Annotated in this window: 17 protein-coding genes; 7 read left to right on the forward strand and 10 right to left on the reverse strand. The window is 40.9% G+C overall.

Features of this window, described 5'->3' with window-relative positions:
* Positions 1 to 55: 55 nt before the first annotated feature.
* On the forward strand, positions 56 to 1,159 hold the full coding sequence (locus tag AC1XUO_RS04670; RefSeq protein ID WP_483328587.1) for a lactonase family protein: 1,104 nt from the start codon (positions 56 to 58) through the stop codon (positions 1,157 to 1,159).
* An 87-nt stretch (positions 1,160 to 1,246) separates the two neighbouring features.
* Here AC1XUO_RS04670 and AC1XUO_RS04675 read toward each other — a convergent pair whose 3' ends face one another.
* On the reverse strand, positions 1,247 to 2,656 hold the full coding sequence (locus AC1XUO_RS04675) for a redoxin domain-containing protein (RefSeq protein ID WP_483328588.1): 1,410 nt from the start codon (positions 2,654 to 2,656) through the stop codon (positions 1,247 to 1,249).
* Positions 2,657 to 2,760: 104 nt separating this feature from the next.
* Between AC1XUO_RS04675 and AC1XUO_RS04680 the strand changes: the two genes are divergently transcribed.
* The gene (locus tag AC1XUO_RS04680; RefSeq protein ID WP_483328589.1) at positions 2,761 to 3,531 is read left to right on the forward strand and encodes a YdcF family protein; all 771 of its coding nucleotides are present in this window, start codon (positions 2,761 to 2,763) and stop codon (positions 3,529 to 3,531) included.
* A 99-nt stretch (positions 3,532 to 3,630) separates the two neighbouring features.
* On the opposite strand, the gene pfkA is transcribed toward AC1XUO_RS04680, so the two are convergent.
* On the reverse strand, positions 3,631 to 4,605 hold the full coding sequence (gene pfkA / locus AC1XUO_RS04685; RefSeq protein ID WP_483328590.1) for a 6-phosphofructokinase: 975 nt from the start codon (positions 4,603 to 4,605) through the stop codon (positions 3,631 to 3,633).
* Between the two features lie 318 nt (positions 4,606 to 4,923).
* On the opposite strand from pfkA, the gene AC1XUO_RS04690 reads away from it, so the two are divergent.
* Positions 4,924 to 7,401 carry a hypothetical protein gene (locus tag AC1XUO_RS04690; protein WP_483328591.1) on the forward strand — a complete coding sequence of 826 codons (2,478 nt, stop codon included), beginning with the start codon at positions 4,924 to 4,926 and terminating at the stop codon, positions 7,399 to 7,401.
* Between the two features lie 70 nt (positions 7,402 to 7,471).
* Here AC1XUO_RS04690 and AC1XUO_RS04695 read toward each other — a convergent pair whose 3' ends face one another.
* From AC1XUO_RS04695 to AC1XUO_RS04705, 3 genes are all read right to left on the reverse strand, one after another.
* Entirely contained in the window at positions 7,472 to 8,038 is a 567-nt protein-coding gene (locus AC1XUO_RS04695; RefSeq protein ID WP_483328592.1) for a Uma2 family endonuclease, read from the reverse strand.
* A gap of 54 nt (positions 8,039 to 8,092) precedes the next feature.
* Positions 8,093 to 8,950: a prephenate dehydrogenase gene (locus tag AC1XUO_RS04700; RefSeq protein ID WP_483328593.1), complete on the reverse strand. Its 858-nt coding sequence runs from the start codon at positions 8,948 to 8,950 to the stop codon at positions 8,093 to 8,095.
* Positions 8,951 to 9,015: 65 nt separating this feature from the next.
* Positions 9,016 to 10,173, reverse strand: coding sequence for a pyridoxal phosphate-dependent aminotransferase (locus tag AC1XUO_RS04705; RefSeq protein ID WP_483328594.1), 1,158 nt, complete (start codon positions 10,171 to 10,173; stop codon positions 9,016 to 9,018).
* Positions 10,174 to 10,405: 232 nt separating this feature from the next.
* Here AC1XUO_RS04705 and modA point away from each other — a divergent pair, with 232 nt between their 5' ends.
* The 4 genes from modA to AC1XUO_RS04725 all read left to right on the forward strand — a co-directional run bounded on the left by modA (position 10,406) and on the right by AC1XUO_RS04725 (position 13,527).
* Entirely contained in the window at positions 10,406 to 11,152 is a 747-nt protein-coding gene (modA, locus tag AC1XUO_RS04710) for a molybdate ABC transporter substrate-binding protein (RefSeq protein WP_483328595.1), read from the forward strand.
* Positions 11,153 to 11,211: 59 nt separating this feature from the next.
* Positions 11,212 to 11,886: a molybdate ABC transporter permease subunit gene (gene modB, locus AC1XUO_RS04715; RefSeq protein WP_483328596.1), complete on the forward strand. Its 675-nt coding sequence runs from the start codon at positions 11,212 to 11,214 to the stop codon at positions 11,884 to 11,886.
* Entirely contained in the window at positions 11,867 to 12,757 is an 891-nt protein-coding gene (locus AC1XUO_RS04720; RefSeq protein ID WP_483328597.1) for an ABC transporter ATP-binding protein, read from the forward strand. Before modB ends, AC1XUO_RS04720 begins: the two co-directional genes overlap by 20 nt.
* 92 nt (positions 12,758 to 12,849) lie before the next feature.
* A complete protein-coding gene (locus AC1XUO_RS04725) occupies positions 12,850 to 13,527 on the forward strand; it encodes an SGNH/GDSL hydrolase family protein (protein ID WP_483328598.1) in 678 nt (225 codons plus the stop codon).
* A gap of 76 nt (positions 13,528 to 13,603) precedes the next feature.
* Here the strand turns inward: AC1XUO_RS04725 and AC1XUO_RS04730 are convergent, their stop codons facing one another.
* From AC1XUO_RS04730 to AC1XUO_RS04750, 5 genes are all read right to left on the reverse strand, one after another.
* The gene (locus AC1XUO_RS04730) at positions 13,604 to 14,503 is read right to left on the reverse strand and encodes a nucleotidyltransferase family protein (RefSeq protein ID WP_483328599.1); all 900 of its coding nucleotides are present in this window, start codon (positions 14,501 to 14,503) and stop codon (positions 13,604 to 13,606) included.
* 234 nt (positions 14,504 to 14,737) lie between these two features.
* Positions 14,738 to 15,064 (reverse strand): HesB/IscA family protein, encoded by a 327-nt coding sequence (locus AC1XUO_RS04735; protein ID WP_090342161.1) that lies wholly within the window; start codon positions 15,062 to 15,064, stop codon positions 14,738 to 14,740.
* A 112-nt stretch (positions 15,065 to 15,176) separates the two neighbouring features.
* Positions 15,177 to 16,115 carry a homoserine kinase gene (locus AC1XUO_RS04740; protein ID WP_483328600.1) on the reverse strand — a complete coding sequence of 313 codons (939 nt, stop codon included), beginning with the start codon at positions 16,113 to 16,115 and terminating at the stop codon, positions 15,177 to 15,179.
* Positions 16,112 to 16,504: a HEPN domain-containing protein gene (locus tag AC1XUO_RS04745; RefSeq protein WP_483328601.1), complete on the reverse strand. Its 393-nt coding sequence runs from the start codon at positions 16,502 to 16,504 to the stop codon at positions 16,112 to 16,114. The genes AC1XUO_RS04740 and AC1XUO_RS04745 overlap by 4 nt, the downstream gene beginning before the upstream one ends.
* The gene (locus tag AC1XUO_RS04750) at positions 16,501 to 16,839 is read right to left on the reverse strand and encodes a nucleotidyltransferase domain-containing protein (protein WP_483328602.1); all 339 of its coding nucleotides are present in this window, start codon (positions 16,837 to 16,839) and stop codon (positions 16,501 to 16,503) included. Before AC1XUO_RS04750 ends, AC1XUO_RS04745 begins: the two co-directional genes overlap by 4 nt.
* Between the last annotated feature and the right edge of the window lie 4 nt (positions 16,840 to 16,843).

Below are 16,843 nucleotides of genomic sequence, written 5' to 3' on the forward strand. Positions count from 1 at the left end.
AAACGTAGTCCATTTCCCTTTTGCTGAATATTCCACAAAATCAAAACGATACTTTATGAGAAATTTAGTATGCCTGGCACTGACTCTGATGATGGGTCTTTTTGCTTTCTCGTTTAAAGATAAAACGGTACTTTTTTATATTGGTTCACAAGACAAATCTGAAAATACTGCCGTTTCACTGGCCGAACTTGATTTGACAACGGGACAAATCACGCTGAAAGAAGCTTTCAAGACTGGCCCTGCGCCGGGATATGTCAGTATTTCTCCCAACAAGAAAAATCTGTATGCGGTAACTGGTGATAATAAAATCTCTGCTTATGCCATCGGTGCAGATCATAAATTAACCTACCAAAACAGCCAGTCGTCAGAAGGAATGAATCCTTGTCACGTCTCAGTCGATCCGTCTGGAAAAATGGTTTTAGTTTCAAATTATACGGGCGGAAGTTTTACGGCTTATACATTGGCGGCCGACGGAAAAGTAAATCCACCAACCTTTACGCAACAATTTACCGGCAAAGGCACGAACGAGAAACGTCAGGAAAAAGCACATGCCCATTTCTCGGCTGCTTCGCCAAATGGAAAATATGTTTATACAGTAGATTTGGGGACAGACCATGTGATGAATTACATTGTTAATACGCAAACAGGCGAGTTAAAAACTAATCCTTCCCAGGCAGCTTTTGAAGCAAAACCAGGCGCCGGACCAAGACATTTTGTAATTACACCGTCAGGGAAAAATATGTTTATCCTGAATGAACTGGATCTGACCGTGACTGCCTGTTCGCTGAATGACGCCGGCGTGATCACAGCAATTGCAAGTTATCCAACAATTCCGGCAGATTTTAAAGATCCAAGCACGAGTGCAGCCATTCGGCTGCATCCAAATGGGAAATTCGTTTATACTTCAAACCGCGGCCATAACAGCATAAGTGCGTTCCAGATAAAAGCGGATGGAACACTTCAAAAAATTGATGAACAAACACAGGCGATTAAAACGCCGCGGGATTTTAATATTGACCCGTCCGGAAAATATATGATCGTTGCCAATCAGGACAAGGATAATCTTGTGGTATACGAGATTAACCCGAAAACAGGAAAGCTGACATTCAAACATGAAAGCATATCCGTGAAACTGCCTATTTGCATCGCTTTTTTGTAAAGCTAATCTGTAAAATCTAATTCATCTAAAAACAAAAAACTCCGCAAAAGCAGCTTTTTGCGGAGTTTTTTATTTTAGAAGACCACATTATTTGGTTGAAGCCAGTTGTTTTTTCTTGTAATAATTTAAGAAATCGTCCAGCTGCTCCACAGGCATTTTACGGGCAATGATCTTTTTATTTTTATCTAAAACATAAATCGTCGGCGTTGTTACCACATCATATTTTTTGTTAAAATCAACCTGGTTAAGCGGATCAAAACCATTGATGAGCTCTTCCAGATGATATGTTTTGATAAATGACTTCCATTCGTCCTGGTTATGTTCGGTATCAATGGCGATGACTTTCACGCCGTCTGCTTTATTTTTATCATAAAAAGATTTCAAGACGGGAGAAGCCTCCTTGCAATGTCCGCAGGTAGCTGCATAAAAGAATAAAACCGTATAACTCGCTTCAATTGCCTGCAAATTGATCTTTTTTCCTGCCGCGTCCGTGATCGGTAATGGGGGGAAAGTTTTATTTACCAATACATCTTTCAGCGTATTAACCTTATCGGAGATACGTTTTTTGGCCTCGTCAGAAATCCCCATATCACCCGATAAATAGTACTTATTCGCCATGTGAACCCAAAGTGCCTCAGTTCCTACCGTTTTAGGATTTTCATATTGGTTAATTATGTAAAATACAACATACGATTTGACATCTTTATTCGCTGACGCTTTTGACACCAACCAATCGGTATCTTTGATTAAAGAATCAGGCGTCTGCACAACCAGGTTTTTAATATAACGGTCAATTTTAGCTTCCAGAAAAGGAGTACGTAAAATTCTGTCATCCGAAAAATCGATCTCGTCCCAATAATGATTTTTGTAATAATTGAAAACCCAGAGCGAATCCGTTTTTCCATTTGCCAGTTTGGGCGCTGTGGGAACTTCCGGCTCACTGGACATTTTGAATAATTTAATCGTAAAAGAATCGGTGTTTTCTTTAAAAAACTTATCCCGATACGCTTTAAAATTATCCTGTGCTGCTTTCATTTTTGCAGGTCCATCCGCGGAATTATTTTTATTCAGCGCTTCCATTTGCTGAACTCCTTTTTTCAGTTCTTTCTGATACGCATAAAAAAGCTGATTATCCTTTGAGCCTTTAACAACCATGCTTTCAACCAAGCTCGCGGTATCCGTCTCCATGGAAAAGTTTGTCTCCTTTCCGGAATAAACAATCTCGATCCACTTTTGATTTCCAGGAAAAAGCAACAGATAAAGACCGCCAGGCAGGTTTGTTTTACCTTCAAAAACCATGTGGCCCTTAGCATCAGCCTTCGCAGTATCCTTCGCAACAAATTGTTTGTTGCTGTAACTGTAATGACCCAAAACAAAAGCGCTATCCTTAACACCTTTCAAAGTCGCCTCGATACGGTATCCCTGCCCTAAAGAGTAAACGACTGAACTTGTAATAAATAATAAAGTAAAAACTGCCGTGTGCGTTATTTTTTTCATTTGAAAATGAGGGATCATTATGAACTGTTTAATTATTAAGCTAAATCGTGACCGAAACACAAAATTAAAATCAAAACGCTTACTTCTACCAGCTTCGTACCCAAATGTTTTTTTTTCTATCCAAAACAATCGATTTCCTGTTGATGCCGCTAAGCATCAGCCTGATCCTTTTACTGTATGCGCTTGGAACAAAAAAACCGAAACGTAAGAAAAATGCAGTCATTCTTTCTTTTGTAATTATCTTTTTGATATCCAATTCTTTTCTGATCAATAAGGCATTTGTCTGGTGGGAATATAAACCTGTCAGCGTAAACGCAATAGGTAAGACTTACGATGTCGGGATTTTGCTGACCGGCGGATTGACAAACATCCCTGACTTATCTTCTGATGCTGGTTTAGGGCTTCATGCGGACCGGTTTTTACAGACTTATGAATTATACAAAGCTGGAAAAATCAAAAACATAATTATTACCGGAGCCAGCGGAAAACAGTTTACTGATATCGGAAAAGGAGAAGCTCAGCAAACCGCAAAGTTTTTAATCCAATGGGGGGTGAATCCGCAGGATATTATTTTGGAACAGAAAGCACGAAACACAAGAGAAAACGCTTTGTTTACGGCTCAAATACTAAACCAGAAATTCCCAGAAAAAAATTATTTGCTGATCACATCAGCCTTTCATATGCGGCGTTCTGTTGGGTGTTTTAAAAAAGCGGGTATCAACACAGATCAGTTTCCTGCCGATTTCTATGGTAGCAGTTATGATACGCAGATCAAAGAATATTTAATTCCAGACCCAGAGGTACTGGGATATTCTCAGCTTTTGTTCAGAGAGCTGGTAGGCATTGTGATTTATAAAATCATGGGCTACTGCTAAAAGTTGCTCCCGGCGCAAGCCAGGTAATCGTCATTTATTGTTACCAGATTCAATGTATAACAACAAGTGACTATTCCTGACTACAAATATTTATTCTTTCTAAACGCTCAATATTTTAACCATTCTCAACAAATCGTCGCTGATTGGTTTCGGAAGACGGATGGTGTCTTCGAACGGTGTATACACAAGGTCATTGTTGATGATCCCCGCCATGACGTTTTTCTGTCCGCCAATTAATCCTTCCAAAGCGCCTAAACCTAAACGGCTCGCAAGAATACGGTCATAAGCCGAAGGCGAACCTCCGCGCTGTGTATGCCCCAAAGTTGTTACCCGGATATCCGCGTTTTCATCAACCTGAGATTTTATTTTTTCCGCAACTTCTACCGCACTTCCGGCTTCATCACCCTCTGCAACAACAATAATCGAAGAAGATTTTGAGCGGCTCCATCCTTGTTTCAAAGTTTCGACAACTTCGGATAGTGGCGTAAGCACTTCCGGTACCATGACGAGCTCGGCTCCACCTGCAATACCGGATTGTACCGCGATATAACCTGAATCACGACCCATTACTTCGATAAAAAAGATACGGTCATGTGAGCTAGCCGTATCACGGATGCGGTCAATTGCGTCCAGAGCCGTATTTACTGCGGTATCAAAACCGATTGTGTAATCTGTACCGTACAAGTCGTTATCAATTGTTCCGGGCGCGCCAACCGTAGGAATTCCATATTCGTTACCAAAAATCATTGCACCGGTAAAAGTTCCGTTACCACCTATGGCAACCAAACCTTCAATACCATGTTCGTTGAGTTGTTCGTATGCTTTTTTACGGCCTTCCGGCGTCATGAATTCTTTACTGCGAGCAGATTTAAGGATTGTTCCGCCTCTTTGTACGATGTTACTCACCGAGTGCGATTCCATTTTATAAACATCACCAGCAATCATTCCACTATATCCTCTGCGGATTCCGTACACTTCAATTCCATGGTAAACAGCACCGCGCACAACAGCACGGATACAAGCGTTCATTCCGGGTGCATCTCCTCCTGAGGTAAAAACTCCAATTCTTTTCATTTATATATCGGGTTACTACTAATCAATCCTATTTCAGTTGTGATCTAACTTGAAGGCACAATTTCTGCAAATTTATCGGGTATTTTCTGAAATTTTACGTCCTATTTCGGATTTCTATCAAAAAAACACCAAAAACAGATTCAAATTTTACATCTCAAACATATATCAATACTTTTATATTTGCGCTTGTTAACAAAAAATTAACGTACAAGGTCAAATGATCTTTGGGAGTATTGTGAAAGAAAAGTCACATTTGTACGTATTATTGATATTACAACATCATCTTTTTTAATACCCTTTCGGTTTACTATTATTAAAATGAAAAATTTATTCTCCTGGCAACGAATCTGGCCGCATCTGGTTGCAGTCGTGGGTTTCATGTTTTTGTCACTGATGTATGCCTTTCCGGTATTGGAAGGCAAAAAACTGAACCAACATGACGATGTACAAGCAAAAGCTGCTGCACGCGAAGTAGTTACCTACCACGAAAAAACAGGGGAATGGTCAAACTGGACTAACAGCATGTTTGCCGGAATGCCAGCTTATATGATTGCCGGAGATTATCCAACGAGTATCTCGACAAAAATCGGGCAGGCGGTGAATAAAATTTTGCCTGCTCCTGCTAATTATTTTCTGATCGGCTGCGTGAGTGCCTATATCCTTTTTCTTGTCGCCGGTGCGGGCATCTGGCTATCGGCATTGGGAGCTATTTCCTTTGGTTTCGCCGCCTGGAATCTGGTCAGCCTCGAAGCTGGCCATGTTTCCAAAATGCTGGCTATCTATTATGCGCCGGGTGTTTTGGCTGGTGTAATTTTAGCTTTCCGGAAAAACTGGTTAGCCGGAGCAGCAGTTACAGCTATTTTCCTATCACTTGAACTGTATGCAAACCACGTCCAGATCACGTATTATTTAGGAATCGGAATTATAATTTTGGTGATTATTGAAAGTTTGCCTTTGATAAAAAGCGGAGAGATCAAAAAACTTTCGTTTATTATCATCGGGCTGGCTTTCTCTGCTGCCGTTGCGGTAGGAACGCATACCACACGTTTGTGGAACGGATATGATTACAGCAACGAAACGATACGCGGCAAACCAGAACTGAGTGTTTCAAACGGTGTGAAAACGGATGAAAAACAAAGTGGATTAGATAAAGAATATGCCTTCTCTTACAGTTATGGCATTGCCGAAACACTAACTTTGCTCATACCTAATGCATATGGTGGTTCAAATGGAGCTTCATTATCAAACACTTCCGAGACTTATAAAGTATTAACAAACAGAGGACTTGACGCGGCGACGGCAAGTACAGTCGTTCAATCACTGCCGCTTTATTGGGGAGACCAGCCGATTGTAAGCGGTCCTGTTTATGCAGGAGCTATCATTTTCTTCCTGTTTATTTTGGGCTTATTTATTGTGAAAGGGCCGATAAAAAACTGGATTGCAGGTGCGGTTGTACTTTATCTATTCTGGTCCTGGGGTAAGAACTTTGCAACGTTTAACTACCTCTTTTACGACTATTTCCCGATGTTCAATAAGTTCCGGGCGATCACGATGGTTCTGGCACTTGTTCAGCTGTTAATGGTTTTTCTTGCCGTTTTAGCACTGCATACGTTAGCACAAAAGAAGATTAGCTGGAAAGATCTGCAACGTCCGTTTTTGATAAGTCTGGCAATAACGGGCGGAATTTCTCTGATCCTGGCACTTATGCCCACCTTGTTTTTTAATTTTCGGGGATTAAGTGATCAGCAATTGGCTGAAAGTTTTGGGCAGCAAGCCAATGATCCGGCTTTTGGCCAACAAATCGTAAATGCTATCGTGCAGGATCGAGCAGGCCTGATGCGTACCGATGCCTTCCGAAGTTTATTTTTTATTGTTTTAACAGCGGGTTTGATCTGGATGTGGATGAAAGACAAAATTAAAACTGCGCTTTTATATCCAATCCTGCTTTTACTGATGATTTTTGATATGTTCGGTATCGACAAAAGATACCTGAACAACGCCGATTTTATCAGCAAAAGTGCCACGCAGGCAGCGCTTGCACCAAGTCCGGCAGACGAACAGATCATGGCTGACCCTGATCCTGATTATAAAGTTCTGGATGTTTCAAGAAGTACTTTTAACAGTGCTGATGCATCTTATTACCACAAATCTCTGGGCGGGTACCATGGCGCAAAATTGAGACGTTACCAGGAATTATTCGAACACCAGATTGCCAAACAAAATGCGAATCCCGGTATCCTGAATATGCTTAACACTAAATACATTTTGAGTGTCGATCAGCAGGGACAGCAAATAGCACAGCCAAATCCTGATGCATTTGGGCATGCCTGGTTTGTAAGAGAATATAAAATTGTACCCAATGCAGATGCAGAAATGGCTGCACTTGACTCTTTAAAACCGAGAGAAACCGCCGTAATTGATCAGCGTTTTGCAGATAAATTAACAGGCTTAAAACCGGCGCCGGATTCTACCGACAAAATCAGTCTGATCACTTACAAACCGAATGAACTGATTTATGAAAGCAATGCAAAAAATGAAGGTTTGGCAGTATTTTCAGAAATTTATTACAACGTCCGTAATGAATGGAAAGTGACAATTGATGGAAAACCTGCTGACATGATCCGTGCGAATTATGTGCTTCGTGCGCTACGTATTCCAGCTGGAAAACATACCATCAAATTCCGTTTCGAGCCTGTTTCGATTGCGGTTGGAAGTAAAATCGATCTGGTAAGTTCTCTGCTTTTGATTGCTTTGGTGGTTGGTGCAGTGGTTGTTGAAGTGAGGAAGAAGAGTTAAAAAATAGATTTGTATAACAAAAACGTCCGGCAAACTACAATTTGCCGGACGTTTTTGTTGCTAGCTTAGATCACAAATTTATTTCCACATTCAATCCGGGAAGTAAATCCTCTCCGCTTAAAATAGCAGGAATATCTTTTGTATCATTAACACCATTCTCCCGATAAATATAAATTTTCTTCCCAATCTGATCGATAAGCCATCCCAGCTTGCTTCCATTGTCACGATATTCTTCCATTTTCTCTTTCAGATCAGTTAGATTATCGCTCTGAGAGCGAACCTCAATAACCAGATCAGGACAAACAGGGGCAAATTTCTTGCGATCGCTGGCACTTAACGCTTCATATCGGGACTTGACAATCCAGGAAACATCAGGAGATCTGACCGCACCGTTTGGCAGTGTAAAACCTGTAGACGAATCAAAAACATAACCGGCTTTGGTCAGACGGTTCCATGACCAAATCTGTCCGTTAATGTCTGAATTATAAAATCCGGTGTCAGATCCTGTCGGTGTGATAACTATAATATTTCCATCTTTATCGCGCTCCATGGAAAGCTGTTCATTCGCCTGACAAAGATCGAAGAACATATCTTCAGTAAGACCGGCCATCGGACGTATGATTAACGGTAATTCCATGCGATTACATGACTAGTGATTACGGAATATAACAAATTTCGGGCATCGGATAGTTTACTTTTTTTCGATACCACTCAAAATTCTCCCGATATCGTTTGCCTTTGACATAAAATCAAGACTAGTTGTTAAATCCTCGCTGTCAATGGCTTCTTTGAATTTTTTCAAAAACTCGATGTAGTCACCAAGCGCTTTTGAAACATTCCGTTTATTCTGATCAAAAATCGGCGCCCACATTTGCGGAGAACTTTTCGCCAAACGTACAGTCGAAGAAAATCCGGTACTTGCCATATCAAAAATTGCCTTTTCATCGCGTTCCTTTTCAAGCACGGTAAGTCCCAAAGCAAATGAGCTGATATGACTTAGATGAGAAACATAAGCCAAATGAAGGTCATGTTCGACAGGAGTCATGTAATGAATTTTCATCCCTATATCGCGCAGGAAAGTATCTGCCAATGTCAGACAGTCGGTATTACTTTTCTCCTTATCACAAATAATCACGTTTTTTCCCGGAAGCAATTCTTTAAAAGCAGCACCCGGCCCCGAGTTTTCAGTACCTGCCATGGGATGTACTGCCACAAATTGCGCACGCTTTGGATGCTCATCGGCCACTTTACAAATTAATTCTTTTGTGGAACCGAAATCCATAAGTGTTCTGCCTTCCGGAAGCTGATCCAGTATTTTTGGCAAAAGAGAAGTAATAGCATCAACAGGTGTAGCCAAAATACTAAGTTCAGCAACCTGCAATGCTTCTTCCAGCGTCATGATCTCATCGACGATCCCCTTTGCCAGCGCGATTTTCTGATTGACAACCGATTGGTCGACACCAACAAATTTCATATTCGGGTATTTTTCCCGAAGCGATAATGCGAATGAGCCACCAAGCAGGCCAACTCCTATAATGCTGATTATCATGTATATTGAAAATTTTCCTGCAAGAAGACATCTTGCAGGATATGAAATTTTATAAGAATAATAAATTAACTTTTGAGACGCTCAACAGCTTCCCAGATTCTTTCTTTTGGCATACAAAGAGAAAGGCGGATATAACGTTGTCCTTTGGGGCCAAAAATAAATCCAGGTGCTATGAAAACATGTTTTTCAGTCAGCAGGCTATTTACCAACGTTTCAGCTGATTCCACTGAATCTGGTAATTTTCCCCACAAAAACATACCTTCCTGTTTTTTATCCCAGGTACAACCAACGGCGTTTAAAAATGCTTCGGATGCTTCCAGACGGCCTTGATATACTGTGTTTCTATCTTCATGCCATTGCTGAGAATTTCCAAGTGCCGCAACCGCCGCCTCCTGTAGAGCCCAGAACATGCCGGAATCAACGTTACTTTTTATTGTCAGAACCGCATCGATATAGGGTTTCGCCCCAGCCAGCCAGCCCAAACGCCAGCCTGCCATGTTATGCGATTTACTCATGGAATTAAGCTCGATCGCGACATCTTTTGCACCTTCGATTGACAATAAACTGATCGGCTCCTTTTTGTTCAAAACAAGGCTGTAGGGATTGTCATGGCAAAGCAAAATTTTATATTTTTTCGCAAAGGCTACCGCCGCCTGAAACAATTCTATGGTTGCCGGAGCTCCCGTTGGCATGTGCGGGTAATTCAGCCATAGTATTTTTGTCCTTGCCGTTACCAATCCTTCCATCACTTCCCAGTCGGGCTGCCATCCGAATTCTTCACGCAACGGATATTCCTTAACAACTGCTCCAACCATTTGACTGACAGCACGGTAAGCAGGATATCCTAGTTCTGGAACGAGCACTTCATCTCCCGGATCTAAAAAAGTCAGGGAAATATGCGTGATGCCTTCTTTCGATCCGATTAACGGAAGAATTTCAGTGGCCGGATTTAGCGTTACATGATAGGTTCTCTGATAATATTCTGCAATTGCATTCCGAAAAGACACAGTACCGACATAAGGTTGATAACCATGTGCCTGAGGCTTTAAAGCCGCCTCTGAAAGTGCTGTTAGCGTTTGCTCAGAAGGCATCATGTCCGGATTTCCAATTCCAAGATTGATTACGTCGTGTCCTTCGGCTACTAATTTTCTTACTTCGGCCAGCTTCACTGAAAAGTAATACTCCGACGTTTGCCGGGTACGCTGGGCAGTTTCTATTATCATTGTTTAACGCATTAATTATTATTTTCGGCTATGCCGATCAAAATGGGACGCAATTTACGATAATTAAACGCAACGGACGCAATCGACATACAACGATCCAAAAACTTTCGACGCCCGAAGCCATAGGGCGATGCCCTATGCTAAGATATGGCGCCCTTTCAGGGCTAGATGGTTAAAGCATTTGGATTTTTTGTGTGTATCCGGTCTAATACGTTAAATTAGCAAAATGAACATGAAACGTATTTTTCTTCCAATTCTGATTCTTCTGAGTGGCTGCACAAAACCATCAGAAAAGATTATTGTTGCCACAGCTGCCAACGTCCAGTATGTTATGAAAGAATTAAAGGCCGAATTCGAGAAAGAATCCGGCAAGGAAATTGAAGTGGTTGTCAGTTCATCAGGAAAATTAACTGCACAAATTCGGGAAGGTGCTCCATTTGACGTTTTCGTTTCAGCAGATGCAAAATATCCGGAAGAAATTTTTAAAAACGGCGGTTCCGATGTCGAGCCCAAAATTTATGCTTATGGAACGTTAGCTTTATGGTCTCTCACGATTCCTGAAAATGAATTAAATCCAGGTGTTTTAACTTCTGATAGGGTCAAAAAAATAGCTTTACCAAATCCTAAGGTCGCACCTTATGGAGAAGCAGCAATTCAGGCTTTGACAAAACAAAATTTATTGGAGCCAATAAAAAGCAAAATCGTTTACGGCGAAAGTATTGCGCAGGCAGCTCAGTATATCACCACCGGAAATGTAGAAGCAGGATTCACCGCCTTATCCGTAATACTGGCACCTGAAATGAAAGGAAAAGGACATTATACCGTTATCGACTCAACATTATATAATCCGATTGCACAGGCTGCATTGTTGCTGCGCCACAGCGAAAATTCTCCAAAAAGAGAAACAAGCCAAAAATTTTACGACTTCCTGTTTTCACCAAAAGCAAAAGCGATTTTCAAAAAATACGGATATAAATAACCAAACCCGAACCCTGCGACCCATTCTATCATTCACTCATTCTATCATTCAAAATTAAAATGGATTGGCAACCACTTTGGCTCACATTCAGGCTGGCAACCATCACTTCGATTATTCTTTTTGTCGTTGCACTGCCACTTGCCTATTGGCTGGCTTTTGCAAAGTTTAAAGGGCGCGGTTTGATAGAAGCCATTATTGGCATGCCGCTCGTACTTCCGCCATCTGTTCTGGGATTTTATTTGTTACTTGCATTTAGTCCTTCTTATTGGTTTGGTGCCTGGATTGAAAATATTTTGGGTTTACGGCTCGTATTTTCTTTTCCCGGCTTAGTCATCGGCTCCGTCATTTACAGCTTACCTTTCATGGTATATCCATTACGAGCCGGTTTGCAATCCCTTCCGGCATCCCTCCGCGAAGCTTCGTATACTTTGGGAAAAAGTCGTTTTGAAACGTTTTACAAAATACTTTTACCCAATTGCAAATCTGCAATTCTGACCGCTATCGTCTTAACATTTGCACATACGGTCGGTGAATTTGGCGTCGTTCTGATGATCGGAGGCAATATTCCGGGCGTTACCAAAGTCGCGTCCGTAGCTATCTACAACGAAGTAGAAGCGTTGAATTATTCCGGTGCAAACCAATATGCGCTGATACTTTTTGCGATCACTTTTATTATCTTACTTTTGGTATATACTATCAACAATCGCTTATTAGGTGTCCGACAAACTTCTTGATATTTCCATTAAACATTCTTTACAAACAGCCAGCGGAATTCTTCCGATGGATATTGTTTTTTCTGCACGGAAAGGAAATATCACTGCGGTTACCGGCCCTTCCGGTTCAGGAAAAACTACTTTATTGCGGCAGATCGCAGGATTGGTCCATCCGGATCATGGCAGTATCCAGTTTGGCGATGATCTTTGGCTGAACACAACCGCTAAGTTTTCCCTCGCAGCTCAACATCGGAGCTTAGGTTTTGTTTTTCAGGATTATGCATTGTTTCCACATCTTACAGTAAAAGAAAATCTCCTGTTTGCGCTTGATAAAAGTGCTGATAAAAAAATTGTGGATGACTTGCTCAATGCAGTTGAGCTTACTCAACTCGCTGAGCGAAAACCGCATCAACTCTCCGGGGGACAACAGCAACGCGTTGCCTTAGCCCGCGCGCTGGTCAAAAAACCTGATTTGTTATTACTGGATGAACCGCTTGCTGCGCTGGATCATAATATGCGGCGGCGTTTGCAGGAATATTTGCTGAAACTACAAAAGCAACACGGTTTTACAATGATTATCGTAACCCATGACCTCGGTGAGATTTTTCGAATGGCTCAGCATGTTATTGTTATTGAAAATGGACAGATTATCAATCAGGGAACGCCGTCAGAGGTATATTTACCAAAACAGAAAACGGATGAACAATTGGTTTTGTTTGGAGAAGTCTTAACCTGTATTGTTTTTGATGACCACTTACTGGTAACTGCGCTGATCCAGCAAACGGTCCGTACTTTAAAATTACCACTGCTGTGGCTTCCGGATATGTCGCCCGGACGTGCCTTTGCAATGCGGTATTCACTTGATACTCCTGAAATCGAATTGATAAAATAACCATAGTTTTTCCGATAAAACCACCCTGGCATTCTTAAGGGTAATTTTTATATATCCATGTCTTTCTTTTAAAAACTAATCTTTTCAATCACATGCGAATTATTTTTCGACTTTTACAAATTGCACTTGTCGCCTTTCCATTGCTTGCCATGAAGCAGGACAAACCATTACGGGTTATATTTTTTGGTGATTCTATTACGCAGGCAGGTGTTGGACCAAAAGGTTATATCACAATGATGACCGAGATGCTTAAAACCAATAACCAAAGTGGCCAGTTTGAATTGATGGGCGCAGGCATTGGAGGAAATAAAGTTTATGATCTTTATTTGCGTCTGGAAGATGATGTGCTTTCAAAAAAACCGGACGTTGTCTTTATTTATGTTGGTATCAATGATGTCTGGCACAAAAGTTCAATGGGAACTGGAACAGACCCGGACAAATATGTGAAGTTTTATGAAGCACTGATCAGGAAAATGAAAGCGCAAAATATCCGGGTGATCCTTTGTACGCCGACAGTGATTGGCGAGAGAAATGATAATTCAAATATGCAGGATGGCGATTTGAATTATTATTCAAAACTGATAAGAGATATTGCCACCAAAAATAATCTTCAGCTTTGTGATCTGAGAAAATATTTCCAGGAATATGAAGTAAAAAACAATCCTGAAAACAAAGAAAAAGAAATTCTGACAACGGATCGTGTGCATTTAAACGAAACCGGAAACAAATTCCTGGCTGAGAAAATGATGGAAGCGTTGTTGAAAAAATAGGTTACAATTTTTTTAATTACAAAAGCAAAAAGTCAGGTTGTCGAAATCTGACTTTTTGCTTTTGTAAATATATATTCTAGTCCCAAAGTTTTGCAGGATAATCTCCCGATTCGTGCAAAGCAGATAAGGATGCCTGAACTTTCGGCTTATCTTCCGGATAGGTAACCCCAAACCAATCTGATGAGCTGCGGAAAACACGGCAGTCTCCAAGGCCATTTTCGATGATATAGGACATCACTGTTGGGATATAAAATTCCGCTTTAGGTATATCCAGATTAACGCGGGCATATTCTTCAAACAATTCTTTTGTTATCGGAAACATAGAAGGTTTGAAACCCCAGAAATTCATTGAAACAGGTGTTTCAGGAGCTAACTCGGTTTTTTCACCTTCTTCTTCAAAATAGATTGTCCCGTTTTCTTCAAAAATCTTGGTGCGTTCTACGACAGAAGCCAGGTTCTGATCTTCTCTTTCAATACAAACCCCCCTTGAAACAGTTCCGTTTTCGGACAACGTTCTTTTAATTTCATAACCAATCATCGCATGTTGCTTGTCATTGGTGTCTGTGCTCAAAAACTTCGACATCGTTTCGAATGCACCTAAACCATAAAAATCGTCGGCATTGATCACAGCGAAAGGAGTATCCGTTTGTTCCCAGGCGCACAATGTTGCATGCCCCGTTCCCCAGGGTTTCACGCGCTCAACGGTTCCAAGATCTTCCGGCACGTAAGACTGCACGCCTTGTATCGCGAAATCATAGTCAATCTTTCCCTTTAATTTTGGAGCAAATAATGCTTCCGACTCATCCTTAATTTCCTTCCGGACTATAAATACCACCTTGCCAAAACCACTGCGAATTGCATCATACAAAGAATAGTCAATAATGGTTTCTCCGTTGGGACCAAACTGGTCAAGTTGCTTAATACCTCCATAACGACTTCCTATTCCGGCAGCCAAGATTAAAAGAGTTGGTTTCATTTACTAGTTTGAAAATTGAAAGTGAAAAATTGAAAACGACCTGCCATTATGCTGGAATAACTATCGGTGCACATTTCACGAAAATCGAAATATACAGATATCTGACAAATGCTTTCCTTGCACAAAAAAACAATAAAATAAGGAAAATATACTACTTGCGGCAATTTTGGTGGAAATAAAAAAAGCGCTGTGAGAAGTCACAACGCTTTTACTATTATCCACAAAATCTAAAATTTATACGGCAAAACTTTCGCCACAGCCACAAGTACGCGTGGCGTTTGGATTCACAAATTGAAATCCTTTTCCATTCAGACCATCAGAAAAATCTAATGTAGTGCCTGCCAGGTAAAGAATGCTTTTTTTATCTACAATAATTTTTACCCCTTTATCTTCAAAAACCATGTCATTAGGATTGGTATCAGAGTTAAATTCAAGATTATATGTCAAACCTGAACATCCTCCTCCTAAAACACCAACACGGATCTGATAATCATCCTCATGCCCATCAGCCTTACGTAATTCTATGATTTTATTCTTCGCAGTATCACTTACAGTAACCATGATCTTTTAATTTAATGCTTATGGACTATGTAACGTATAAAATAACGCAGAAAGTTCAGGAGAAGATAAGTTTGGACGCTGATATTACCCCAATTATTTGCGAACAAGCAGTCTATCGCTTATCCATAATCAACGGACCTCCCTGATTTATAAGCGAAACATGCGTACTTGATTCAATTCCAGCTTCTGCAAATGTCATTTTCATAACCTCCCCTACTTTTTTTGCATGCTCTATTCCACGGCTCAATGCAAACATGGATGGTCCGGAACCTGAAATGCTGCAACCCAAAGCACCATTGTCAAGAGCGGCTTGTTTCACTTTACCGAAGTCAGGAATAAGTATAGAACGAACCGGTTCGATGATCACATCAACCATCGAACGGCTGATCAGATCATAATCTGCCTTCATAAGTCCGGCTACCAAACCCGCTACATTTCCCATCTGAGAAATAGTATTTTTGAGCGAAACTTCGTCCCGAAGGATATACCTTGCATCTTTGGTATTGATTTCAATATCCGGATGAACCAGGGTGCAGTACAAATCTTTTGGGACGGGAATTGAAAAAACATCCAGCGGATTGTAACTTCTGATAATTACAAAACCACCCAGAAGCGCAGGTCCGACATTATCAGCATGGGCAGAACCTGAGGCGATGCGCTCACCCTCCATAGCAAAAGGCAGAAGTTCAGTTCTGGTCAAAGGACAATCCAGAAGCTCATTCAAGGCCACCACACCTGCAACGGCACTTGCGGCACTTGACCCCATACCACTGCCCAGCGGCATGTTTTTATGTAACGTTACCTCGCAGCCGAAATCTTTTATACCCAGATGTTTTAGCAAATGAATCATTACGCCGGTTACTGCATTTTTTTCAGGATTTCGGGGTAATCTTCCCTCGTCGCCAAAAATATCCTTTATAATAATTCCGGGTTCATCGCGACGCTGAATTTCAACCACATCGCCTGGCTCTTCAATTGCAAAACCGAAAATGTCAAATCCACACGAAACGTTGGCAACTGTGGCCGGGGCAAATGCTTTTATATAATTCACTTTAAAAAATTATTTTCCTTTAAATATTGGTTTGTAGCGTTCACAAAATTTATTGCATCCTGAATTGATTCCTGAGCATCCTCTTCTAAAACTTCATCGTAGTCATAATCACTAAATTGCCTTTTTTCGAAAGACCGCTGTAAGCTAGTGCTTAATTCTTTGTCCAAAACTCCGGTTTTGATAAATAATTCCCTGAATTTATTATGTGCCCCGTTGTGTGTTTTTGTGGGTGATTCAGAAACAAAAAGTAGGGCCTGTACAGAATGGAACATCGCATAATAAGCGCGATTGACAGCAGCTTCATAAAATTTATCTTGGAAAGATGCCTGACTGCTATCCAGACAATCCTTAATTTTAAATAGTATTTTAGCCAGTGTTGTTTCATTCATAACAAGATTCCTTCATTATAAATGTTCAAACCTAGTTGAGTTTGACCAGAAGATAGTTTGCTGCTAGTAAAAGGCACAGCAGAAATCCATACATCATATTTAAGCCCTAATGAACTCGTAATAGGTGATATAAGACTAATTTCCCGCAAAGTCCTGATTTTTTCATCGTTTAGAACGACCAGATAGTCCACATCAGAATCTTCTCGTTGGTCCCCTCTGGCGTATGACCCATATAAAATTACCTTGTTAAGACGGTCGCCATATAAAGCAGTCACCTGACTAACAAATTCCTCAGTTAATCTGGCCACCGATTCCGGAATCATTCTGTTGCTCATGATT

The sequence above is a fragment of the Dyadobacter sp. HNCC25DJ186 genome, assembly GCF_056895235.1.